General features: G+C 32.2%; 20 protein-coding genes. 12 read left to right on the forward strand and 8 right to left on the reverse strand.

The features are described from left to right. Positions 1-10 precede the first annotated feature (10 nt). Positions 11-1003 (reverse strand): quinolinate synthase NadA, encoded by a 993-nt coding sequence (gene nadA / locus ACLII3_RS13025; protein ID WP_412984652.1) that lies wholly within the window; start codon positions 1001-1003, stop codon positions 11-13. A 186-nt stretch (positions 1004-1189) separates the two neighbouring features. Between nadA and ACLII3_RS13030 the strand changes: the two genes are divergently transcribed. The 10 genes from ACLII3_RS13030 (at position 1190) to ACLII3_RS13075 (ending at position 15928) form a co-directional block, all read left to right on the forward strand. Next, entirely contained in the window at positions 1190-2491 is a 1302-nt protein-coding gene (locus tag ACLII3_RS13030; protein WP_412984653.1) for a TolC family protein, read from the forward strand. 76 nt (positions 2492-2567) lie between these two features. Continuing rightward, the gene (locus tag ACLII3_RS13035) at positions 2568-3650 is read left to right on the forward strand and encodes an efflux RND transporter periplasmic adaptor subunit (protein ID WP_412984654.1); all 1083 of its coding nucleotides are present in this window, start codon (positions 2568-2570) and stop codon (positions 3648-3650) included. Between the two features lie 7 nt (positions 3651-3657). Further along, the gene (locus tag ACLII3_RS13040; RefSeq protein WP_412984655.1) at positions 3658-6858 is read left to right on the forward strand and encodes an efflux RND transporter permease subunit; all 3201 of its coding nucleotides are present in this window, start codon (positions 3658-3660) and stop codon (positions 6856-6858) included. 98 nt (positions 6859-6956) lie between these two features. Next, on the forward strand, positions 6957-7166 hold the full coding sequence (locus tag ACLII3_RS13045) for a DUF2892 domain-containing protein (protein WP_412984656.1): 210 nt from the start codon (positions 6957-6959) through the stop codon (positions 7164-7166). Positions 7167-7357: 191 nt separating this feature from the next. Beyond that, on the forward strand, positions 7358-7717 hold the full coding sequence (locus ACLII3_RS13050) for a DUF4870 domain-containing protein (protein ID WP_412984657.1): 360 nt from the start codon (positions 7358-7360) through the stop codon (positions 7715-7717). A 179-nt stretch (positions 7718-7896) separates the two neighbouring features. Further along, positions 7897-10779: a histidine kinase gene (locus tag ACLII3_RS13055; protein WP_412984658.1), complete on the forward strand. Its 2883-nt coding sequence runs from the start codon at positions 7897-7899 to the stop codon at positions 10777-10779. Positions 10780-10783: 4 nt separating this feature from the next. Further along, positions 10784-11536, forward strand: coding sequence for a LytR/AlgR family response regulator transcription factor (locus ACLII3_RS13060; protein WP_412984659.1), 753 nt, complete (start codon positions 10784-10786; stop codon positions 11534-11536). A gap of 102 nt (positions 11537-11638) precedes the next feature. After that, complete coding sequence (locus tag ACLII3_RS13065; protein WP_412984660.1) at positions 11639-12688, forward strand: hypothetical protein; 1050 nt, start codon at positions 11639-11641, stop codon at positions 12686-12688. 103 nt (positions 12689-12791) lie between these two features. Then, a complete protein-coding gene (locus ACLII3_RS13070; RefSeq protein ID WP_412984661.1) occupies positions 12792-15332 on the forward strand; it encodes a T9SS type A sorting domain-containing protein in 2541 nt (846 codons plus the stop codon). A gap of 56 nt (positions 15333-15388) precedes the next feature. Next, positions 15389-15928, forward strand: a complete 540-nt coding sequence (locus ACLII3_RS13075; protein ID WP_412984662.1) for a hypothetical protein — start codon at positions 15389-15391, stop codon at positions 15926-15928. A gap of 80 nt (positions 15929-16008) precedes the next feature. On the opposite strand, the gene ACLII3_RS13080 is transcribed toward ACLII3_RS13075, so the two are convergent. From ACLII3_RS13080 to ACLII3_RS13100, 5 genes are all read right to left on the reverse strand, one after another. Further along, positions 16009-16254, reverse strand: a complete 246-nt coding sequence (locus tag ACLII3_RS13080; protein WP_412984663.1) for a hypothetical protein — start codon at positions 16252-16254, stop codon at positions 16009-16011. Continuing rightward, positions 16254-17372: a DNA polymerase III subunit beta gene (gene dnaN, locus ACLII3_RS13085; protein ID WP_412984664.1), complete on the reverse strand. Its 1119-nt coding sequence runs from the start codon at positions 17370-17372 to the stop codon at positions 16254-16256. The genes ACLII3_RS13080 and dnaN overlap by 1 nt, the downstream gene beginning before the upstream one ends. Before the next feature lie 86 nt (positions 17373-17458). Continuing rightward, the gene (gene gldG / locus ACLII3_RS13090; RefSeq protein WP_412984665.1) at positions 17459-19852 is read right to left on the reverse strand and encodes a gliding motility-associated ABC transporter substrate-binding protein GldG; all 2394 of its coding nucleotides are present in this window, start codon (positions 19850-19852) and stop codon (positions 17459-17461) included. 123 nt (positions 19853-19975) lie between these two features. Continuing rightward, on the reverse strand, positions 19976-20272 hold the full coding sequence (locus ACLII3_RS13095) for a putative quinol monooxygenase (RefSeq protein ID WP_412984666.1): 297 nt from the start codon (positions 20270-20272) through the stop codon (positions 19976-19978). 4 nt (positions 20273-20276) lie between these two features. Continuing rightward, a complete protein-coding gene (locus ACLII3_RS13100; protein ID WP_412984667.1) occupies positions 20277-21113 on the reverse strand; it encodes an S-adenosyl-l-methionine hydroxide adenosyltransferase family protein in 837 nt (278 codons plus the stop codon). 210 nt (positions 21114-21323) lie between these two features. Here ACLII3_RS13100 and ACLII3_RS13105 point away from each other — a divergent pair, with 210 nt between their 5' ends. Then, entirely contained in the window at positions 21324-22277 is a 954-nt protein-coding gene (locus ACLII3_RS13105) for a PhoH family protein (protein WP_412984668.1), read from the forward strand. Between the two features lie 161 nt (positions 22278-22438). Continuing rightward, positions 22439-23386: a phosphoribosylaminoimidazolesuccinocarboxamide synthase gene (locus tag ACLII3_RS13110; protein ID WP_412984669.1), complete on the forward strand. Its 948-nt coding sequence runs from the start codon at positions 22439-22441 to the stop codon at positions 23384-23386. Positions 23387-23655: 269 nt separating this feature from the next. Here ACLII3_RS13110 and ACLII3_RS13115 read toward each other — a convergent pair whose 3' ends face one another. Both ACLII3_RS13115 and ACLII3_RS13120 read right to left on the reverse strand, forming a co-directional pair. After that, positions 23656-24162, reverse strand: a complete 507-nt coding sequence (locus tag ACLII3_RS13115; protein ID WP_412984670.1) for a HEPN domain-containing protein — start codon at positions 24160-24162, stop codon at positions 23656-23658. Next, entirely contained in the window at positions 24134-25228 is a 1095-nt protein-coding gene (locus tag ACLII3_RS13120) for a DUF262 domain-containing protein (RefSeq protein ID WP_412984671.1), read from the reverse strand. The genes ACLII3_RS13115 and ACLII3_RS13120 overlap by 29 nt, the downstream gene beginning before the upstream one ends. Between the last annotated feature and the right edge of the window lie 177 nt (positions 25229-25405).

Genomic DNA, 25405 nt, shown 5'->3' on the forward strand with positions numbered 1-25405 from the left:
CAGACCTTTATTAAGATAATTCTAGCATGCGCTGAATAGGAATAATCGCTTTTTTACTTAATTCAGCATCTACTTCTATATTTGGAAGCTCATGTTTTAAGCACAAATACAATTTTTTTAAGGTATTCATTTTCATAAAAGCACATTCACTACAAGCACAAGTATTGTCTTCTTTTGCTGGCGCAGCAATTATTTCTTTATCTGGATTGTCTTGCATCATTTGAAACAGAATACCAACTTCTGTAGCAACAATGAATTTTTTCTTTTTGCTTTGTTTGACGTGGTTTAGCAATCCAGCTGTAGAACCTATATATTTTGCAGCCTTAAGCATATGTGCTTCAGATTCTGGATGTGCGATTAATTCAGCATCTGGATGCTTTTGAACTAATTCAATCAATTTTTCCATAGAGAAGGCTTCATGTACGATACATGCACCATCCCAAAGTAGCATATCTCTTCCTGTTTCTTTGTTAAGATAAGCACCTAGATTTCTATCTGGAGCAAAGATGATAGGTTGATTTTCAGGAAAAGAATCAATAATTTTTCTAGCATTTGATGAGGTACAAACAATATCACTCAAAGCTTTAATGTCTGCCGAACAGTTGATATAAGTTACGACCTTATGATTGGGATGCTGTTTTTTAAATTCAGAAAATGCTTCAGGAGGACAAGAATCCGCTAATGAGCAACCTGCTTTAAGATCTGGCAAAATAACTTTCTTATCAGGATTTAGAATCTTAGCGGTTTCAGCCATGAAGTGTACACCTGCAAAAATGATCATATCAGCATCAGTTTTTGCAGCTTGTTGCGCTAAAGCTAAACTATCACCAACAAAATCCGCTATTTTTTGTATCTCATCAATTTGATAATAATGCGCTAATAAAATGGCATTCTTCTCTTTTTTTAGCCGTTTGATTTCGGCTATATAATCAATATTTGAGGTGTCTATATCTAAAAAACCATTGGTTTCAAGTTGTGCTTTTGCAGTTTCCAAAGTAGTCATACATCATCCTATTTAATTGCGCTGCAAAAATTGCCTTTTTTAAAGCTGTAAACTATGATATTTATCAGCTTATAGTCTACTATAAAAATGTGGATAACAATGTAACATAAGTTACAAGTAATTGTGTCTTATGTTACTGACTAGCACAGGTTCTCATGTTAATTTTGCTTCAAAAGAAATTAACTCATGAAACAATTGTTTTATATAGCTTTAGTAATGTTTTCAATAAGTTCAGTCTTTTCGCAAGAGAAGCTCATGACTTTAGAAGATGTTGTTGAAGCAGTCAATACAAATAACGCTAATATCAAGATGTCTGAACAAGATGTATTGATGGCTAAAGGTGATTATAGGCAAACTAATAGCATTTTCTTGCCACAAATCTCGGTATCACATACAGCGATGGCAACTACAAATCCCATGATGTCTTTTGGTTCTAAATTGAATCAGGAAATTCTAACTGCAAATGATTTTAATCCAGATTTGCTTAATGATCCTTCACAGATTGAAGATTATGCCACTCGAGTTGAGGTGAAGCAACCTTTGATTAATGTGGATGGTGTATTTCAACGTAAAGCCGCAAAAGCAAAGTTGAATGCTATGTCTTTACAGTCCGAAAGAACTAAAGATCACATTAACCTTGAAGTAAAGAAAGCCTATATGCAATTGCAATTGGCTTATAAAACGGTTGAGGTATTAGAAAAGGCTAAGGCAGCAGCTGAAGAGAATAAGCGATTAGCAGATAATAGTTTTAAGCAAGGTTACTTACAACGTGCAGATGTGTTAGCTGTAGAAGTGAGAGTAACTGAGATTAATAATCAATTACAATATGCCAAAAGTAATATTCAGAATACATCGAACTATTTGTCAGTGTTAATGAATGACACATCTTATACGATTATTAAACCAGCAGATGAATTAGAAGTAAAAACTATGGAATCTGAATCTATGAATTTATCAGAGTCACGTTCAGATATTCAAGCAATGCAAGAGGTGTCTGAAGCTTATAAACAAATGTATAAAGCAGATAAGTCGACATTCTTACCAAACCTAAATGCTTTTGGAACATACGAATTACACGATGATGAAATCTTCCAAGGACAAGCTAATGGTTACTTATTTGGTGCACAATTAAGTTGGAACATTTTTGAAGGATCAAAACGCTTTGGAAAAACACAAAAAAGTAAAGCAGAATACGAAAAATCTAAACTGAATTTAGAACAATATAAAGCACAAAGTCAGGTAGAGCTAAATAGTGTTTACAGAATGCTCCAAGATGCTAAGAATAACTTGGTGTTAACAAACTTAGCCTTGGAGCAATCTAAAGAATCGTTGCGTATTAGAACCAATAGATTTAAAGAAGGACTAGAAAAAACATCAGACTTGCTAATGGCAGAAACGCAATATGCTCAGAAACAATTAGAGTATTTCAATACGGTGTTTCAACATAATTATGCTTTAGAATATTTAAACTTTTTAACTAAAAACTAAGATTCTTCGACAAGCTCAGAATGACATTAAATGTCTGGTCGAGCGCAGTCGAGACCTAAAAAATAAAACCAATACAATGAAATCGATAAAATTAATTTTAACCATAAGTACTGTGTTTGCTTTGCTACTATCAAGTTGTGGCGAAAAGAAAACAGAAGTACAGCAAGACAATTCGCCAGCAATTGCAGTAAAAGTAAGTGCTGTATCAGCTGATACAAATCATCCATTTTTAGCTGTAAGCGGAAAAGTGCAAACTGTAAATAGTTCTAATCTTAGTACACGAATGATGGGTTACGTGAACAAGATTCATGTAAAAGTAGGTGATAAGGTAAAGAAAGGGCAATTACTGTTAAGTGTAAACAATGCCGATTTATCTGCAAAATTAGCGCAAGTCAATGCAAGTATTACTGAAGCACAAGCTGCTTATAATAATGCTGAAAAGGATTATAACCGTTTCAAAAACTTATTTAATGATAATAGTGCGTCCCAAAAGGAATTGGATGATATGACAGCACATTATAATATGGCTAAAGCGAGATTGGAAGCTGCAAATCAAATGAAGAATGAGGTGCAGGCGCAATTTAGTTATGTAAATATCAGAGCGCCTTTTAGTGGAGTTGTAAGTAACAAGTTTATCAATGAAGGTGACATGGCAAATCCAGGAATGCCATTGTTGGAAGTAGAAACTCCAGGAGAATTTCAAGTTATGGCCATGGTTCCAGAATCTGAAATCTCTCAAATTAAGAACAATACAGAAGTTAATGTACAAATTAAGGCGTTAAACACTGCTGTAAAAGGTAAAGTGACTGAAGTAAGTACTTCTGCAAAAAACACAGGCGGACAATATTTAGTAAAAGTGGTTTTAGACAAATCTGATGCTAAATTACTATCAGGAATGTTTGCTACTGTTCAATTTCCTGTTGAGAAAACAAAAGCAAATGATAAGGTTTTAATTCCAGTTGCTTCTTTAGTTACTAAAGGCGAATTATCTGGAATTTATACAGTAAGTCAAACCAACACAGCCTTATTGCGTTGGTTACGACTAGGAAGAACGTATGGAGATAATGTAGAAGTGTTATCAGGTTTATCAGCAGATGAAAGTTATATCATCTCATCTGAAGGAAAATTATTTAATGGTGCAAAAGTAACAATCCAATAGCAAAATTATGAAAGAAGGATTAGCAGGAAAAATTGCCAAAGGCTTTATAGGTTCTAAGCTTACTGTACTTTTAATGGTTGTATTCATGGTCATTGGAGTATATGCTTCGTTCTTAATTCCTAGAGAGGAAGAACCTCAAATTGATGTTCCTATGGCAGACATTTTTGTTGGATATCCAGGAGCGAGTCCAACAGAGGTTGAGAGTAGAGTAATCAAGCCTTTAGAGAAGTTACTATCTAACATTAAAGGAGTAGAATATGTGTATTCTACTTCTATGAAAGAACAAGGAATGGTTATCGTTCAGTTTTATGTTGGAGAAGATATTGAGCGTTCGTTTGTAAAGTTATACAACGAAATCAATCGTCATATGGATATTATGCCACAAGGTGTAACAATGCCTTTGGTAAAAACACGTGCCATTGACGATGTACCAATGCTTGGATTGACGTTGTGGAGTGAGAATTATGATGATTTTCAGTTAAAGCAAATAGCAAATGAACTGAATAATGAGATTGAAAAAATTAACGATGTATCGATTACTCAGAAAATTGGAGGAAGAAATCGTCAGTTGAGAGTGGTTTTAGATAAAGATAAATTAGCTGTAAGTGGCTTAGATTTCTTATCTGTTGCTGAAATGATAAAAGCCAATAACCAACAATTAAGTGCTGGAAGTTTTGATAGTAGCGACACAGAGTTTTTAGTTAATACAGGACGTTTTTTAGAAACGATTGAAGATGTAGAAAGCTTAGTTGTTGGAGTTCAGCAAAATCAGCCTATTTACCTAAAGCAAGTAGCTACAATTCATAATGGTCCTGAGTTACCAAAAAGCTATGTATCTCTAGGTTTTGGACAAGCGAGCCCAAAATCCACAGAATATAAATCGGAATATCCAGCAGTAACGATTTCAGTAGCTAAGCGAAAAGGTGCTGATGCGATGAAAATTTCGGATGTAATCTTAGATAAAGTTGAGCATCTTAAAAGAACATTGATTCCATATGATGTACACGTTGAAGTAACTCGTAATTATGGAGAAACAGCATCACAAAAAGTATCGGAATTATTAATGCATCTTATTGGAGCGATCATTGCGGTAACTTTTGTGGTAATGCTAGCCATGGGTTGGAGAGGAGGCTTGGTTGTGTTTTTATCAGTTCCAATTACGTTTGCGTTGACGCTATTAAGTTACTACATGCTCGATTATACCTTAAACCGAATTACATTATTCGCATTGGTATTTGTAACAGGAATTGTGGTAGATGATTCCATCATTATTGCCGAAAATATGCATCGTCATTTTAAGATGAAACGATTGCCATTTAAGGATGCAGCTTTATATGCAATTAACGAAGTTGGGAATCCAACTATTTTAGCAACATTTACAGTAATTGCTTCTGTATTACCAATGGCATTTGTATCTGGTTTAATGGGGCCATATATGAGTCCAATGCCAATTGGAGCGTCTATAGCTATGTTATTGTCTTTGTTTGTAGCCTTGACTATTACGCCTTATTTAGGTGTAATTTTTTTAAGAGAAAAAGACAAGAAAAAGAAAGGTGAAGAAGAAGAAAAAGAAAACAAGGTAGAACACACTTTAATCTATCGATTATACGAAAAGTTTGAACGTCCATTAATTGAAAACAAAACGAAACGTTGGGCATTTTTAGGAGTGACTATTGTATTATTATTAGGTTCGTTATCTATGTTCTTCACCAATTCTGTAGTCGTGAAAATGTTACCATTTGATAATAAGAACGAATTCCAAGTGGTTATCGATATGCCTGAAGGTACAACACTAGAAAGAACAGCAGTTGTTACCCAGGAAATTGCACAATACTTATCTACACGACCAGAAGTAGTGAACTACCAAAGTTATGTTGGCGCATCAGCTCCAATTACATTTAACGGATTGGTAAGACATTACGATTTACGTGGAGGAAGTAATATGTCTGATATTCAAGTGAATTTAACTGATAAGCACGATAGGTCAGCACAAAGTCATGACATCGCTAAGTTGTTACGTCCAGATATACAAAAGATAGCATCCAAATTTGGAGCTAATGTAAAGATAGTTGAGGTACCACCAGGACCTCCAGTCTTATCAACCATTGTAGCTGAGGTATATGGTCCAGATTATGACAAGCAGATTGAAGTTGCTAATGAAGTTCAGAATATTTTAAAGAACACTCAAGATGTGGTTGATATCGATTGGATGGTTGAGGATGACCAAATAGAATATGATTTTGTTATTGATAAAGAAAAAGCCATGTTATATGGCGTTGCACCACAACAAATTGTGTATGCGATGAATATGGCTTTAGGAGATAGTGCAATATCTACATTATATGACGAAGATGCTTCAGAGCAAGTAGGCATTGTATTGGCTTTAGATGAAAAAGAAAAATCAACATTGAGTGATATTTCTCAAATGCAAGTAAAATCTAGTAGAGGTAATATGGTAAGTATTGGTGATTTAACTGAAATTAAAGAACAGGTTAGAGCCAAAAGTATTTATCGTAAAAACCAAAAACGTGTGGTATATGTGATGGCAGATATGGCTGGAGAGCTTGAAAGTCCAGCATATGCAATTCTTGGAATGGCAGATAAGTTGAGCGAAATTCCATTACCTGAAGGTTATAAGATGGATGAATTGTACATCAAACAACCAGATCATGAGGATGATTATACAGTAAAATGGGATGGTGAATGGCAAATTACCTTAGAAGTCTTTAGAGACTTAGGAATGGCATTTTTAGGAGTAATTGTAATAATCTATATGCTGATTGTTGGTTGGTTTCAAAACTTCAAAGCACCAATTGTAATGATGGTGGCAATTCCATTATCAATGGTAGGAATTGTATTGGGTCACTGGATGCTAGGCGCATTTTTTACTGCAACATCATTTATTGGAATGATTGCTTTAGCAGGAATTATGGTAAGAAACTCAGTATTACTCATTGACTTTGTCAATCTAAGATTAGAAGAAGGCGCACCATTAAAACAAGCCGTAATTGAAGCTGGAGCAGTAAGAACAACACCAATATTGCTAACTGCAGGTACAGTTGTTATTGGAGCATTTGTAATTCTATTTGATCCAATTTTCCAAGGATTAGCCATTTCCTTAATGGGAGGAACCATTACTGCAACGATATTAACATTATTGGTTGTGCCATTAGTGTATTATTTAATAGAAAGAAAAAATCATAAATAAATGTCTGTTCGAGCGCAGTCGAGAACTATTGACCACAAAATTCTTAATGAGGTCTCGACTGCGCTCGACCTGACGCAAAAAATTAAAATAAATAAATCATGAGAGATCGATTAATGAAAATAATTCCAGGAATCTTTATAGTAACATCAGTATTGCTAGGAATGTACGTTAATGAAAATTGGTATTGGTTTACGGTTTTTGTTGGTGCTAATTTATTTCAATCAGGAATTACAAATTGGTGTTTGCTTGAGCGTATACTATACAAAGCTGGTGTAAAAAACGAAGGAGAAGGTTGTAGGGTTAAATAATGAAGCGTCTTAGCGAGGAGTTTACGACGTGGCTATCTGTTTATTTGTGAATAAAGAAGAAAATTGGATGTTTTTATTTATGAGATTGCTTCGTTATACTCGCAATGACTAATAACAAAAAATAGTAATGAAATTTTTGTAACATTTTGATTTAGATAGCGTCAAATAGGTAATCAATCAAAAAAATCATCATGAGACAAGAAAGCCATTACGTATTAAGAGAAGATAGACAGTTAATTGTCTTGACGCATTTAAGTCAGTTAATCACATTAGCCATAGGATTTGGAAGTTTATTATTACCATTAATCCTTTGGGTTGTAAATAAAGATAGAGTGCATTTAATGGATGCACATGGAAAACGCATTGTCAATTTCCAATTGAGTATATTAATTTACTCTATTATTTGTGTGCCTTTAGTATTCATTGGTATTGGAATTTTAGGATTTATTGCCTTAGGTATTATTTCTGTATTATTTCCAATTATTAATGCAATTAAAGCGAGTAATGGTGAGATACCAACGTATCCATTATCTATTGAGTTTTTAAAGTAATGTATACGATAATATATATTATCTCTTAGTTTTATTAGTTAGTTTAGTTTATTAGAAAGAGATGGTAAAAAACGCACCAATATTGGTGCGTTTTTTTATGTTTAGAAAAAAAAATACTAAATCCAGAAAAAAAGATTATTAGCTATAAATCTATGTCTTATGTTTGCTATTCAATACTTATGCAAAGGATTTTTAAGCATTTAATTATTATTACTTTCTCATTGATTTCTATGGTTATCAATGGGCAAAACCCTGTACAGAATAATTTATTGCATACATCAAACCTTCCTGATACTGAGTTTTATGATATCATAGAAGATGATAAGCATAATATACTGTTAGCTGCAGACAAAGGTTTGTTTGTATATAATGGGTATGACTATAAAAAATACACACATACCAAACAGAAAGGAAGTTCTGTATTTGGGTTACAAAAAGATAATAAAGGTAGGGTTTGGTGTAATAATTTGTATGGTCAATTATTTTATGTTGAGCATGAGAAATTAGAATTATTTTTAGATGTTAACGACATCACTAATGGTCAGTTTTCGTATTTCAAAGTATTTGAGGATTCTATTTTAGTTTTTTCTAATTCTGGTATTTATGAAATCATTATCAAAAGTAAAGACATACGACAATTCTCAAAACAAAGCATAGTTTCAACATTAATAAACAAGAACTCAAGTTACTTTTATTCGCAATCAAAGGCGTTTTCAATTCAAGTTTTTAAGGATAAAAAAGAGAAGAATGTAACGTTTTTAAATATTAATAATATAGAATCTTCTGGTTTTTTTGAAATAGATTCTAGTAGAATTCTTTTTAAGTATAAAGAGAATCTTAAAAATCATTTTTATAGCATTAATGCTAATGACGATGCGTTTCTAAAAATTCCAACACCACAATTAATTCAACATTTAGAAATATATAATATCATCTCTATTGATGGTAAATTATGGTTTTGTACTACTAAAGGTGTTTATGTTTATGAATTTATAGAAGGAAATTTACTGTATATAGACACTTATTTTAAAGAGGAATCTGTAACAGATATTCATAAAGATTTCAATGCTAATTATTGGTTTTTAACTATTGATAATGGTGTATTTGTGGTGCCTAATTTATATTTTGAAAAGGTTAAAATAGAACAAAACTTTAGCAAGCTTTCCTCTGTTTGTAAATTAGAACAAAACAATTTTGTAATAGGAACAAAAAACGGTCAACTTTTGTTTTACAAGGGGAACATCATAGAAAATGTTTACAAACTTCCAACGTCATTAACTATAAACTCACTCTCTTATGACGCTTATAATGAGCATTTAATTATTAGTAGTAATAATTCAAAATCTTTTGTATTAGACTTAAATACAAATCAATTGAAAGATTTAGGAAATCAATACTCAGTAGCTAAAAGTATACAGGTAATTAATTCGAAAACAGTCTTTTATGGAAATTATAAGGAAGCAAAAGTTTACACTAATAATACTGTAGAATTGTTGCGTTCCAAACGTGTGATAACCTCAAAATATTTAGGAAATAATAAACTTTTGGTTGCATTTATAGATGGTCTTTATTTATATGATCTAGAACAAAATAGTGTTGAAGAAATAAAGGATGGAGACGTTTCTTTGATGATTAGTAGTATTACAAAAACTGAAGACAAAACATGGTTGTTATCACAAGATGCTACGTTATGGTCTTTGGAAAATAATAGGCTAAAAATAGAAAAGGAATTTGACGCTGTTGAAATTCAAAATATAACATCAGATGACGAATATTTGTGGATTTTTCATAAAGATGGATTGGTAAAGCACAATTCGGAAAAGCGTACGATCTCTAAATTGAGTTATCAAGATGGATTTGAACTCAATCCACAGCACATTGTAGTGTTAAAAGATGATTTGATTTTAACTTCACCAACGCATTTTTATAGACTGCCAAAACAAGGTTCTAAATTATTTAAAAACATTACTACTGCTGATGTTGAACTACAATCATTAAGCGTAAATGATAAGGACACAATTTTGAAAGATGGTTATCAATTAGATTATAATCAAAATAAAATTAGAATTGATTTTGTGTCTAATGGTTATTTGTCAAACAAGCAGATGCATTATAGATATAAGTTAAAACCTCTAGATCAAACCTGGCAAAATGTGAGTAGAGGTAATAATTTTATGGAGTTTAAAGAACTTCAAAGTGGTACATATACTTTTGAAGTAGAAGCAAAGCATAGTTCTGCTTCGCAATATTCAAAAGGCGCATCATTGGCATTTAGTATTCAATCTCCTTTTTGGGAAACATGGTGGTTTTATACATTGATACTTGCATTTATTGTATTACTTCTGTTTTTAATTTTCAAATGGAGACTACAAATCAAAGAGAAGAAAAGAGAAGAGGAGATCAATAAAATTTTACTCGAAAAGAAAATGGCGAGTTTAAAATTAGAGAACTTCCGATCTCAAATGAATCCACATTTTATTTTCAATGCTTTAAATTCTATACAAGATTATATCATTTCAAATGAGAAAGAACTAGCAAGTACCTATTTGGTTAAATTCAGTCGATTAATACGTATATATTTAGAGTATAGTCAGCAGAACGAAATTACACTTCAGCAAGAAATAAAAGCACTAGAATTATATTTAGAGCTTGAAAAAGTACGATTTGAAGATGAGCTAGATTATAAAATAAGTGTAGAAAATAACCTAAATGTAAATGCTATAAAAGTACCATCCTTATTCATTCAGCCTTATATTGAAAATGCTCTGAAACATGGTTTGTTACATGAAAAAGGCGAACGCAAATTGCAGATCATTGCAACAAAAGATGAAGATAAATTAAAAGTTGTAATTGAAGATAATGGTATTGGACGACTACAAGCAAAAACCATTTCTGAACATAAACGTATGCATAAACCTTTTGCCACTAAAGCTAATGCAGAACGTATACATATTTATAAAACGAAATTAAAAAAAGATATAAATGTTATAATTGAAGACCTTGAGGAACAAGGAACAGCTTCAGGAACTCGAGTAAACATTTACATTCCCATAAAATTTTAAGCAAATGAAGGCAATTATTATAGATGACGAAAAACGTGCTAGACATTTATTGCTAGAACTTCTAAAGACCTATTGTCCTCAGATTGATGAGTCAATAGAAGCATCTGATTTAATTTCTGGAGTAGAATTAATTAAAAACGAAAAACCACAATTGGTGTTTTTGGATATAGAAATGCCCAATCAGTCTGGTTTAGACATACTAGAGTATTTTCCTGAGCAAATAGATTTTAAGATCATTTTTGTGACCGCTTATAATCAATATGCAATTGAGGCTTTTAAGCTTTCGGCAGTAGATTATCTCCTAAAACCTGTAGATGTAAAAGAATTAAAAACGGCAGTTTTAAAAGCTGAAGAAGCCATAAAAGCAAGTGATTTGAGTGGTCAATTAAACAAGTTGCGCCATTCGTTAAAGCAATTATCTATGGATAAAATTGCATTAGAAATTCCCAAAGGCATCTTATTTACATCCCATGATGATATCATCTATTTTGAAGCTGATGGTATGTACACGAATGTGCAGCTCAAAGATGGCAAACAAAAAACGATTTGTAAGCCTTTAAAGCATTTTGTGGAGCAATTAGAAAATAACGCTATGTTTTTTAAATGTCATAGATCGTATTTTATTAATCTAAAGTATGTAGAAGAATTAGTAAAGGATGATGGTGATTATTTAATGATGCATAACAAAAAGAAAATACCAATATCTAAATCTAAAAAAGAACAATTTTTGGAGATCGTTAGAGAAACCTTTTTATAAAATGCGAGCTTAAGAAAAAAAATAAGAGTTTTCAGAAAAAGTTAAACGGTTTATAGTCAATAAGATTATTTTTTTGGGTTGGAAAATTAATAACAACTCATTATGAAAAACAATATCTTATTACTATTTGTGGCGTTGAGTTTCAATTTTACTCAAGCACAGTTAGGTAAAATTTTAAAAAATAAAGCCAAAACAAATGTTGAAAAAGCAATTGGCAAAAAAGAAAATAACCCTAAAAATTCACAAAAAATGAATACTTCCAAAAAAAACGATCACTCAGAGGATGAACTGTTATACTTATCATATCCTTTTGCTATGCAGTCTGGTATGAGCTTAGTAGGTGTAGATCGTGTAAAGCTACGTCGCCAAATGACAGATATGGGTGATAATATAGACCTTTTACCTTCACATGATCCTGAGTATGCATGGCTTCGATTTTTAACCACACCAGAGCTAGAACTCATGTCACCAGAAGGCTATATTGGTTATGAGTTGGTATCAGGTTCATTTACCACAAAGGTTGGTTCTGATCGTTCACAAACTTTAGAATTAGGTACTGGGCAACCTATTTTAGTAAGAGGTATGTTTATTGCTGAGGATTTATTTATAGTGTATGCAGGCTCTCATGAAGGAGGTCATGCGTTTAATGTGCCGTCTTACATGAACCAAAATGATATTACAGTTTTAAATATAGTAGGTAAAGCCGACCAGCAATTGCATCTAGATTGGTTAGAAAAAGCGTTACCTATTGTAAGACAATTTGAAGCTACTTTAGAAGACAATTATAAACAAGCCCAAAAAGCAACCATGGCAAGTATAAAAATGCCCAAACCAGGAGCATTTAATAATGATACAGCGTTGAAGAATTTTGCTAAAACTAAAGTAGAAGAAACTATAGCAAAAGATGGTGCAAAATTATTAAAGCTTAATATAGAATCTAACGATTGGAACATTGTAAAAAACAAATACACAGGCCACATTATGTATCGTTGGATAAAAGGTGCTTTTACCGAGAAAAATAAAAACAACGACTGTTACTTGCAAGGATTTTTAATAAAACAACAGTATAATGGAAGTGGTTATAGTAGTTCTGAGTTTGGCGGTATTATTCATGGACAAATGCCGTATGGACAACAAATGAATTGCCAATAATTTACTTCAGAAAAAAATCAACTACATTCAGAAAAAACCAAATCAAAAACAGCCGAAACGGCTGTTTTTTTGTATTCAAAATTAAACTCATATCTCAATAACAATGAAAAAAATATTACTCTTATTTTATGTCTTAATGGGAATTACATGCTGCACAATAACTGCGCAAAATGTAAACATTCCCGATATTAACTTCAAAAACTATTTGTTAGCAGATGCAGCAATTAACACCAATTCAGATTCTGAAATTTCTGTTGCAGAAGCGCAAGCCTTTACTGGCGAATTATTAATTAACGGTTTATCAATTTCAGATTTAACAGGTATTGAAGCCTTTGTCAATATTACACGTTTAGATTGTTACAGTAATAATTTAACTGCCTTAGATGTTAGTAATAACCTTGCCTTAACGCGTTTGCACTGTGCTAGTAATCAAATTACAATTTTAGACATTAGTGCTAATACGCAAATTGTAGATATTCAATGCCATAACAATGGGGTTTTACAAGAGTTAAACATTGCCAATGGTAATAACAGTAACTTCACTTACATGAAAGCCTATGGTAATAGTTTATCGTGTATTCAAATAGATGCAGGCTATACGCCACCTGCAGATGCTGGAATTTATAGTCCTGGATGGACCAAAGGTGGTATTGCACAATATAACGCTGATTGTGCCACTTTAAACCAAATTGTAACCATTCCAGATACTAATTTTAAAAATTATTTAGTAAACGCTAGTAGTATCAATCTTAATGGTGATACCGAAATTTCTGTGGCCGAAGCACAAGCTACAACAGAGTTACTTATTAACGGTTTGTCAATTTCAGATTTAACAGGTATTGAAGCCTTTACCAATTTGACACGTTTAGATTGTTACACCAATAATTTAACCGCAATAGATGTTAGTAATAATTTAGCCTTAACGCGTTTACACTGTGCTGATAATCAAATACAATCCATAGATATTAGTGCCAATACGCAGATTACAGATATGCAATGTCATAATAACGGTGTTTTAGATCAATTAAATATAGCCAATGGTAATAACAGCAATATAAACTGGATGAAAGCTTATGGTAATCCAAGTTTAATTTGTATTCAAGTTGATGCAGGCTTTTCGCCACCAGCAAACAGTGGTCAGTATGTTGTAGGTTGGACTAAAGATAATCAAACAAGCTATAGTGAAAATTGTATGCCATCAGTTTATTATGTAGATGCAAATGCAACAGGAGCCAATGATGGTAGCTCATGGGCAGATGCTTTTACAAACGTAACAGACGCTTTAGCACTTACCAATTTAAATGATGCTGTTTGGGTAGCAAAAGGAACGTATACTTTAGTAGACAAAAATACACCAATAGCTGTTAATACAAACCAAGTAGATATTATTGGTGGTTTTTCTGGTACAGAAACAACTTTAGCAGATAGAGATTTAAGGGCAATTCACACCACAAATGCTACCATTTTTACTGGTGATATCAATGGCGATGATATTGATGGAGATTTTACATCTAATAAAACCGATAATGCAGAGCGCTTATTTGAAATACGAAACAGTAACGTCACTTTTGATGGTATTATTTTTGAAAACATATACGACACCTCTCAATCTGGTGGCATACAAGAAAATGGTGTAGTATTTATACCAAATAGTGTAAATATTAACAACCTGAAGATCAAAAATTCAGTGTTTAGAAACAACTATTCTAACGGCTATTTGCTTAAAATGAGAACACTAAATGCTGGGTTATTTTTAGAAAACACCACATTTGTAAATAATACGTCTGTTAACTTAGGATTGGTTTATGTACAATCTGATAGTACAAACGGTTATATTTTTACACGTTGGGCAAATGTTTTGGTTGCAGATAACGATATTAATCTTTCAGCATTACATATTTTCAGGTCAGATTTTGGTAATGGAAGCACTTTAGATGTTGTCATTAATAATAGTACGTTTGTTAATAATGATTATAACGGTACTTATGGTAATTCTATTACGGCATCAGGTAATGGTAGTGTAAACCTAAATGTTAATAATTCTATCTTTTGGCAGAATACTGTTAATGGTGCAGCATCAACTAGAGATATTTCCAACGGACAGGATCAGACTTACGATGTGTTTATTCGAAATTCTATTGCAAATGTACCAGCAAACGCAGGAACTTATGGTACTTTTTCGGCAACAAACCTCACTACTTTAAACCCAGCAACCGATAATTTGAATTTAGACAGCGATTACAAACCAACAGTAGCTTCAAATTATATTATAGATCAAGGTGATAATGCTTATTACGATGTAGCTCTATTTGGCGATTTAGACTTATCAGGAAATGATAGAATTTTTAATACTACTATAGATTTGGGTGTTTATGAATACAATTCAACTTTAGGTATAGATGAAATTTCTAACATGGAAGATTGGCTTGTGGTGTATCCAAACCCAGTTTCCGAAACGCTACATATTAAAACTTTTGGTCAAGACTTAAAGCGTTTGGCATTATATAGTGTTAATGGGCAGAAAGTATTAGAGCAAAATGAAGTTCAAAATAGTGTTGATGTTTCAAATCTTCCTTTAGGAGTGTATTTTTTACAAATAGAAACGGCTCAAGGTGCTACAACTAAAAAAATTATCAAACAATAAATTAATTAATAACTGAGTACCTGTGATTGTTTTGCAGGTACTCTTAACAAAAACATATGAAATATTTTAAATCCTTATTCATACTATGTGTGTTATCAATGACTATAGCTTGTAGTTCTGATGATGACAATAATAGCAATACTCAAAATATCCTAAAAGTAGGAGACGAGACGTATCCTATCGCTTCAGTTTTTATAGAAACTAGAAATGATAATACCATTCTAAACTTTCAAAATAAATCAGAATCAGAACTAATGAATGCTATTGAAAATGGTGTAACGTTAAATGATTTTAATTACAGTTATGTATTGATTAACCAAAATCCATTAGCATCTGGAATATATGGTATTACTGAAATAACAGAATATGAAGTTATATTAGATGCAACTATCAACGAAGGAGAATTAAATGAAGGAATAGTTGTTTTAGAAGATGATAGTGCAACAATTTCCGCTACTGCAATTGATGCTACAATACATAGTATAACGGATACATTTTTAGAAATATCTATCACTTTTTTACGTCAAGATGGCGTGGAAATAAGTGCGAGTTATAGCGGAACGTATTTTAACTTTCCTGATAGCACTTTAGATTAGGTAGTTTAGGTTAATTTTAGTTTAGTAAGCTTTCTTAATGAAAGTAAAAAGCGCACTTTTAAAAGTGCGCTTTTTTATAATTAAACATCTGATTTTCCTATGTCATCGATGTTTGGTATTTCTTTATGTTTCTTTTTAATCGTCCATTTAATGGCATACTTTAAAAGAACGTATGCTAAAAATATGTCTAATAGAATTGCAGCTATTACAGGACCATCAATAATGAAGTTTTCTACAGCAACAATTTGAATTATTATTCCAATGAAACTCAGAATGAAAAACAAACCCAAAATGTAAAATAAAACTCCAAGAATTGTTTTAAACATTAGCTATTCAGCATTACAGGCATTACTAGCATAGTTACATGTTCGCCTTCATCCAAACCATCAACTGGTGTTAAGATTCCTGCTCTATTAGGTAAACTCATTTCTAGCATTACATCATCTGCACTAAGGTTTCCAAGCATTTCAGTTAAGAAACGTGAGTTGAATCCAATTTGCATATCGTCACCTTGGTAATCACAAGTTAAACGCTCGTCTGCTTTGTTACTGTAATCGATATCTTCAGCAGAAATATTTAATTCAGAACCAGCCATTTTTAAACGAATTTGGTGTGTTGTTTTATTAGAGAAAATAGATACACGCTTAACAGAGTTTAAAAACTGATTACGACCAATTGTTAACTTGTTAGGGTTTTCTTTTGGAATTACTGCTTCGTAGTTAGGATATTTCCCATCAATTAAACGACAAATTAATACAGAATTATCGAAAGAGAATTTTGCGTTAGAGTCGTTATACTCAATAGTTACCTCATCTTCCTTACCAGCTAAAATTCCTTTTAAAAGATTTAAAGGTTTTTTAGGCATAATAAACTCAGCAGTTTCACTAGCAGCAACATCATCACGTGTATATTTTACAAGTTTATGAGCATCAGTAGCTACAAATGTTAAGTTTTCAGTAGAGAATTGGAAAAACACACCACTCATAACTGGTCTTAAATCGTCATTTCCAGCAGCGAAAATAGTTTTAGAAATTGCAGTTGCTAAAATATCTGAAGCGATTGTTGTAGCACTTGGATTTTCCAAAGCTACAGCCTTAGGGAATTCTTCACCATTTGCGTATGCTAATGCATATTTACCATGGTTAGAGCTAATCTCTACTGTATTATTGTCTTCAATAATAAAGGTTAAAGGTTGCTCAGGAAACGTTTTAAGCGTATCTAATAACAATTTAGCCGGAATAGCCACACTGCCTTCACTATCACTTTCTACTTCAAGTGTAGAAGACATAGTCGTCTCTAAATCACTTGCAGAAACTGTAAGCTGAGAATGGTCTAATTCAAATAAAAAATTGTCTAATATTGGTAACGTGTTTGAGTTATTAATAACACCTCCAAGCACTTGAAGTTGCTTTAACAAATAACTACTTGATACAATAAATTTCATCTATATAAATGTATTTATGTTCTAAATAATGATTATCTACAAATATATCTTTTTGAGGCTTAATTATGAAAGAAACTTATTAACATTTAAGCAGTATATTTTTTTCGTCTAAGGTAGTTGAAACCTAAGCCGAAAATAGCTAGTAAAGTCAATGGTAATGCTATGTTTACCACTTGCCATTTTGTTTTTTCTTCCGAAATACGCTGTTGATCTAAAAAGGCTACAGATAAATCTTTAGACCTAATGTTTATAAGTCCATTATCGTCTAGTAGATAATTTACCGAATTCAGTAAAAATTCTTTATTTCCGTAGGTTTGTCCAGTCCATTTATCAAAGCCTAATTCTTGAGGACCATTTCTGCCTACATCATTTTTTATGATGTCACCATCTGCAATGACAATCATTTTTGAAGGTGTACTTTTAGTAATATCGTTTTCTAACTTAAAAGGCTTTACACGATTGTTATAAACACTTGTAAATTCACCTTCTAATAACACACCAACTGTTTGATTTCCCTTAGAGTATTGCTCTGGTTTTGGTTCTACAGTTGCCATTTCCAAACTAATTTCTCTTGGTGTACCATCTAATTTAGAGAGTAAAGAACTTTGTAAAAGAATCGTTTTTTTAATAGCGTTATTAGCTGTTTTTAAGGTGTCTATTTGATTTGCAAAATCTAACTTAACTAAATTGATGTTTTTGATAATTGGATGGTTGTTTTCCGAATTAATTAAAGGCGTATAAAACCATGGTAGTTGGTTAAATTGCGCTTGACTACCATCACCATTAGCTAAGGTTATTGGAGCAGAGTAGAGGTCGTTAACCAATACAGGATTGATGCGCACACCATACTTAAAGAAGAAATCGGTTAGGTTTAAATCTCTAGTTACTGCATAGCTTTTACCTTCTGGATTGTATAAACTATCAGTTTCCATAGCTACTGCATCAATCATCCATAAACTCTTACCTCCATTCATAGTATATTGATCTAAAACTAATTTCTCTTGCTCTGTAAAAGCTTTGGTTGGTTTAGCTGATATAATTAAATCGTAATCCTTTATCTTTTTTAAAGTTTCTTGCGGATTTGAAGCAACACTATCCAAAGTAAAAGGCGCAATAAAGTAGTAATCGCGTAAGGTAGTTACAAAGTCTGCAATGTATTTGTTTTCTAATTGACCATTACCTCTTAATACAGCAATTTTACGTCGTTTAGGGTTTACTAATTTGCTAAAGCCATCAGCAAAAGCATATTCTAAGTGTTGAACAGAATTACTCACTAATTCTTGTTGTGATGCACCTATTTTGTTTTTTATAAGCTGAATTTTAGTAGTGACGTCACCATAGCTTGCCAATGCCCAAGGAAAAATTACTTCTTGACTCGTTTTTCCACTTTCTTGCACACTTAATTGCATAGGTGTTAAACCACGTTGTGCTAATAGATTAATGTTTTGTTGACGTGTAACATCATCTTCAATTGGATTGATAAATTTAAAGTTGATGTTACTATTGTATGCCGAAAATTCTTCTAGAATTTGACGCGTTTCTGTTTGCAGACGTTTGAACTCTGTTGGAAAGCCTTCACCTTCTAAAAATACATCTATAAGTATTGGCGAATCTACATCTTTAATACTCTCTAAGGTTGCCTCACTAAGCGTATAGCGTTTGTCGTGAGTTAAATCAAAACGTTGGTAAATAGATTGTGTAAAGATATTTATAACCAATAAACCCATTGGCACAATTGCAAGTGTAATAGCAGTTTTCTTATCTATTTTTGAAGTGCCTATGCGTTTTACTGTAAAGACAATAAATAGTAAAATAATACTAAAAAAGTAGATAACATCTCTGGAGTCAATTACACCACGACTCATACTTTTAAAGTGACTACTCATGCCTAATTTATCTACAAAGGTGCTTGAGGTAAAGTCGCCTAAACCTTCAAAACCTATATAAAATAAGAAGCATAAAAATACGGCACTTATAAAAGCTACGATTTGGTTATCTGATAAGGTAGAAGCAAACACACCAATAGCTGTATAGGCTGCAACTAAAAATAACAAGCCAAAGTAAGAACCTATTACACTTCCCATATCTAAGTTACCTATTGGGTTTCCTAGTTGTGAAACCGTGTACACATAGAGTAGTGTAGGTAATAATGCTAAAAGTATAAGTATAAGTGCACCAAAGTATTTTCCTAGTACAATATGTAAATGTGAAATTGGTTTTGTTAATAACAGTTCTAGTGTACCTTGTTTTTTTTCGTCACTAAAGCTACGCATGGTAACTGCTGGAATTAAGAATATTAAAATCCAAGGTGATAATAAAAAGAAGGATGATAAATCGGCAAAACCATAATTTAAAATATTGAATTCGCCTTTAAATAGCCATAAAAACAAACCATTAAGCAATAAAAATAGTCCAATAACTAAATAGCCAATTGGAGAGGCAAAAAATGAATTTATTTCTTTTTTAAGTATTGCTAACATTTTTAGTTTATAAGTTTATTTGTTCTGTCATATCGAGCGCAGTCGAGATATCTCATTTTATTGTTTATTCGTTCTCGATATTTTCAACATTTTTAAAAATAATTCAAACTAACTTAATTTTGATTATTCTAAACTCACCAATTTATCCACACTCCACGCTTGTGGTTTGTCATTAAACAATGGTTTTGTTTTAGCCCAAACATTTTTAAATAGTTCGGAGTGTCTGTAATTTTCTAAATCACTTTCTTTTTCCCAATAACTATAAGTAAAAAATATGTTTGGATTATTCTTATCTCTATATAACTCTAAAAAACGACAACCATCGAAATTTCGTATATCATTTTTGTTTTTATGAAAGTTTTCAAGAAACGCATCAATGTTTTCTTCGGCAAAACTCATTTTTACAATACGTACAAACATAAAATTATCCTTTTAAAAAGTTTACAGTTACAGTATCCATCATAGTTAAGCCCATAAGTGTAGAGGCACTACCAACCGAGGCGCAGTTACTTTTATAAACTGCAATTTCTAAATAGTTTGATGAGTTAAACACTACAAGTCCTTTACCTTCATCATGACGCTTGTCTTCTGGAATTTCAAAATTGATAATATCGCTGTACTTATGATATATCTTTTTAAACTTATGGTTTCTTGCATACACTTCAAAAGGACGTCCTTTTTGAATGCTTTCAAAAAACTTACGTCGTATGTTGGTAATCACGTTTCCGTAATTGTCTATGTAAATTACACTACCAATAATTTGGTTTTGCTCAGCATTAACAAACGGAATAATATTTTTTATAGGTTTAATCTTGTCTATTAACTTTCCAATAACCTCCAACGTTCCACCACGAGCTATATGACAAGCTACACGCACAAACACATCTAACACAGGGAAGCTTGTAGATATTTTATCGTGAATATTAATTTCTACAATTTTTTCTGGTGCAATTTCGGCACAAATCATACTCATAATACCATTGTTGGCACAAATAAAATAATGATCGTCTAGCTTTAATGCAATATGTTTGTTTTCTTGGTTGATTTCAGAATCGATACCAATAATATGTATGGTGCCTTTAGGAAAACTACTATAAGCATTCTGGATAATATAAGCAGCTTCTGGAATACTAAATGGCGATACAGAGTGTGAGATATCAACAATTCTCACATCTGGAACTTCACTATATATAGCGCCTTTTACTGCGCCAGCAAAGTGATCTTTCTCTCCAAAATCAGTTGTTAAGGTAATTATTGCCATTGGCAAATTTGTTGATATTTCTTTAAATTATTGGATGTAAAATGGATTACATTTGAGTTTTACAAACCTACATAATTTTTTCCGTTTTTATTTTCAGATTTGGAAGGAAAAATTAATATATTTAGGGAGCTGTTATCAACACTAATTAGATTATTAAACGACATAAATCTATTACATCTGTTAAGATTTGTATTTTAAAAACAACTGCTTTTGAACGAACTTATTATCGAGCTTGAAGAAATTACTCCAAAAGAATTTTTTGGAGCCCAAAATTCAAATATTGTACTTTTAAAAAAGTACTTCCCAAAATTAAAAATTGTAGCACGCGGAAATAAAATTAAAGCTTTTGGCGACGAAGAAATGCTAGAAGAGTTTGATAGACGCTTGTCTATGCTTATTAATCATTTTGGAAAGTACAATAAATTAGACGAAAACGTTATTGAGCGTGTACTTACCAGTCGTACCAAAGACGATTATGAAACTTCTGCATCTAGTGGTGAGGTTTTGGTACATGGTGTAAGTGGTCGCTTAATAAAAGCGCAAACTGCTAACCAACGTAAATTGGTAGAGAGTATGCGTAAAAACGATATGGTGTTTGCTATTGGTCCAGCTGGAACAGGAAAAACATATACAGGTGTTGCATTGGCTGTACAAGCTTTAAAAAATAAAGAAGTTAGACGTATTATATTAACGCGTCCAGCTGTAGAAGCAGGTGAAAATCTTGGGTTTTTACCTGGTGATTTAAAAGAAAAATTAGACCCTTACATGCAACCGTTGTACGATGCATTACGTGATATGATTCCAGCTGAAAAGCTAGATAGTTATATCGAGAAAGGTATTATACAAATTGCTCCTTTAGCGTTTATGCGTGGTCGTACACTTGATAATGCCTTTGTGATATTGGACGAAGGTCAAAACACCACACATGCACAAATGAAAATGTTTTTAACCAGAATGGGTAAAAACGCCAAATTCTTATTAACTGGAGACCCTGGACAAATCGATTTACCACGTCGTACTATTTCTGGTTTAAAAGAGGCCTTACTAATACTTAAAAATGTAGAAGGTGTTGGCATTATCTTTTTAGACGATAAAGATGTGATTCGTCATAAACTTGTCAAGAAAATTATTTCGGCTTATAAGAGTATAGAAAATAGGGAATAAAGCTGTTTTCTGTTTTTATAATATAGTATGAGCTGTTGTTAATATCCAACTCATAACTAATTAGGTTTTGCGCATTCGTATTTCTTATTAAAATATTACTTTTGCGCCACAACTAATTATACACAACTATAACGTTTCTTTTAAGCGTTAAAAACAACACAATGAGTAATACAATTACAGACACTAATTTTAATTTTCCTGGACAAAAAAGTGTTTACAAAGGAAAAGTTCGCGAGGTTTATAATATTAACGACGATGTTCTTGTAATGGTAGCTACAGATAGGCTTTCTGCTTTTGATGTAGTGATGCCAAAAGGGATTCCGTATAAAGGACAAATATTAAACCAGATTGCTACAAAAATGATGAAGGACACCGAAGATTTGGTTCCAAACTGGTTACTAGATACACCAGATCCTAATGTAGCAGTTGGTCATTTATGTGAGCCTTTTAAAGTAGAAATGGTGATTCGTGGTTATATGTCTGGACATGCAGCACGTGAGTACAAAGCTGGAAAACGTATGTTATGTGGTGTACCAATGCCAGAAGGTATGAAGGAAAATGATAAATTTCCTGAGCCAATAATTACTCCAGCAACCAAAGCCGAAATGGGAGACCATGACGAAGATATTTCGCGCGAAGACATTTTAGTAAAAGGTATTGTAAGTGAAGCTGATTATTTAGTGTTAGAAGATTATACACGTAAGTTATTTCAACGCGGAAGTGAAATAGCTGCGAAACGCGGATTAATTTTAGTAGATACTAAATATGAATTTGGTAAAACGAAGGATGGTAAAATTGTATTGATTGATGAAATACATACACCAGATTCATCACGTTATTTTTATGCTGATGGTTACCAAGAACGTCAAGATAGAGGCGAAGCGCAAAAGCAATTATCTAAAGAATTTGTGCGCCAATGGTTAATTAGTAACAACTTTCAAGGATTAGAAGGGCAAACAGTACCTTTTATGAGTGATGAATACATTGAAAGTGTTAGCGAGCGTTATATTGAACTATACGAGAATATTACAGGAGAAACTTTTGTAAAAGCAGATGTATCTAACATACAAGTACGTATAGAAAAAAATGTATTAGCGTATTTAAAGTAATTTATATACAGAAGAAATATAAAATGAAAAGCCCTTGAATTATCAAGGGCTTTTTTTGTGTTTATTTTGAAGGTTCGTTTAACGGTCTAGTATAAGAAAAGTAGGGCAGTTGTATGCGTTACTTTTCGGATTAAGCTAAAGCCGAATTTTTAAATTTTGTTATTTATCTTTTCTCCTTTTAATATACCAAATTTAAAAATTTGGCGACTTGACAAATACGCACAGACCTTTCGATTAAGCACTTTTTGCCCTATTTTTTTTATACATTGTTAGGCACTGGCTTCTTCTTGATTTAATTCCGTTTCAATGAACCTAATCACTTCTATTGTTTTGTTTAAATAATTTTCCAATTTTATTATTGTAATGTCAGAATCTCTACCGTGTGCAATATTATGTCTGTCTTTTAAAATATAATTTATAGCTGCACCACGATTTTCCTCTTGCAAGTAATCCCGTAATAAGTCGTGCCAATCAGGATTAAAGGACTTTGCTAATGCTCTTATTTTTTCACTATTAGCATTTTGTATTTTATAGAGTTGTGATTTTGCATAAGTCAAAACAACAGATGGCTCACAACTATTTTCGGCAATATCAGTAAAAGCGTGGTAAACAGAATTTTCTATAAATCCGGAACAGAGAACACAAATATATTTTGTTAAATGCGACCTCAATTCGTCATCAGGTTCGAATTCCTTGGCTTTTAATATTAATTGCTGAATACGATTGTATTGTATATTTAATTCGGGATTATTGAACATATTGATTAATATATTCATTGAACAATCTGTGTCTTTCTGCTACAACTTTATCATCTGAAGTAGCTCTAGTTATTGAATCAACAAAATCTTGATTTTGATATAGAGTATTTATGTTTTGGGCAAATGCCTCAAAATCAATATTTTCATCTATTCTGTTTGCTATTCCAACCATTAAAACCTCAAATGCTGATGCATTAAATACTCTGTCTGGTCTAAATGCAGATTTGCCAATATTTTCAAGTATAATATCGGTAGTTCTTTTAAAAATCGAACTTAATCTTTCTAATTCTTCTTCTGTTGGGTTTCTATAACGGCCATTAAACTTATTTAAAAACTCCTTTAGAGGTTTACTATATCTATCTAGCGAATTATACATAGCAAAAAATCTCAATATCATTTCTTGGTCTTTAAGTCTATTATTCTTTTTACCGAATAATTCTCTCCAAGCTGGATAATCATTTAATTCTGCAATTAATTCATTCAACTTCCCAATATAAATTGCTGCTCTAATTTCTTGGGGTGTAAGTTTTCTTCCACCTGTATTTAATCGTTCAAAAACGTGATAAATACTGGTGTTATCATCAGTTGGTGTCTCTTGTTTAATTATTGTAGCGTGAATAATTGAATCATCAAGATTTATTCTGTCATCTTCTTCTAACTCTTCATAAGTTTTGCCTTCGAATTTTTCTTGAACGTTTTTGAGCCTAAATACTTTTTTTCTTGTATCTCCTTCTTTGGGATTGAAAAAGCCTTCATAGAAAAAAAGCAATGATTTTAATCGTTGTTGTCCGTCAATTACTGAAAGTTTATTAGAATCACTCTCTTTGGCTAAAAATACTCCTGGTACTGGAAGTCCAAGCAATAAAGACTCAACGAGTCTAGAAGCTTCAGCTTGATTCCAAACATAATCTCTCTGAAATGGCGGTATGAAAATGTCTCCTCTTTTAAGTCTTTTTACAAGTCCTTCTACATCATAATCAGCTCCATAACTTGATATTCCATAAATTTGAGGTGAAGATGAATCTTCATTTTCTTCAACATCAATTACTGGGTCATCTATATCTTCTGTTTCGTATCCATTCATATTTTTTATTTCTAAGAGTTTGTTTTTCAGCTTGTGCCTAACGTATTTATATAAACACGTTTTAATGGTTTATATAAAAGTGTTAAACGAAGTTAGCGTTTTTACGTCAGAAAATCAATACGTATAAATACGTAATTTTATAGTATTTGTTCCAAATTTGTATCAAACTAAGAAGGA

The sequence above is a fragment of the Pontimicrobium sp. IMCC45349 genome, assembly GCF_047219225.1.
Classification (GTDB): domain Bacteria; phylum Bacteroidota; class Bacteroidia; order Flavobacteriales; family Flavobacteriaceae; genus IMCC45349.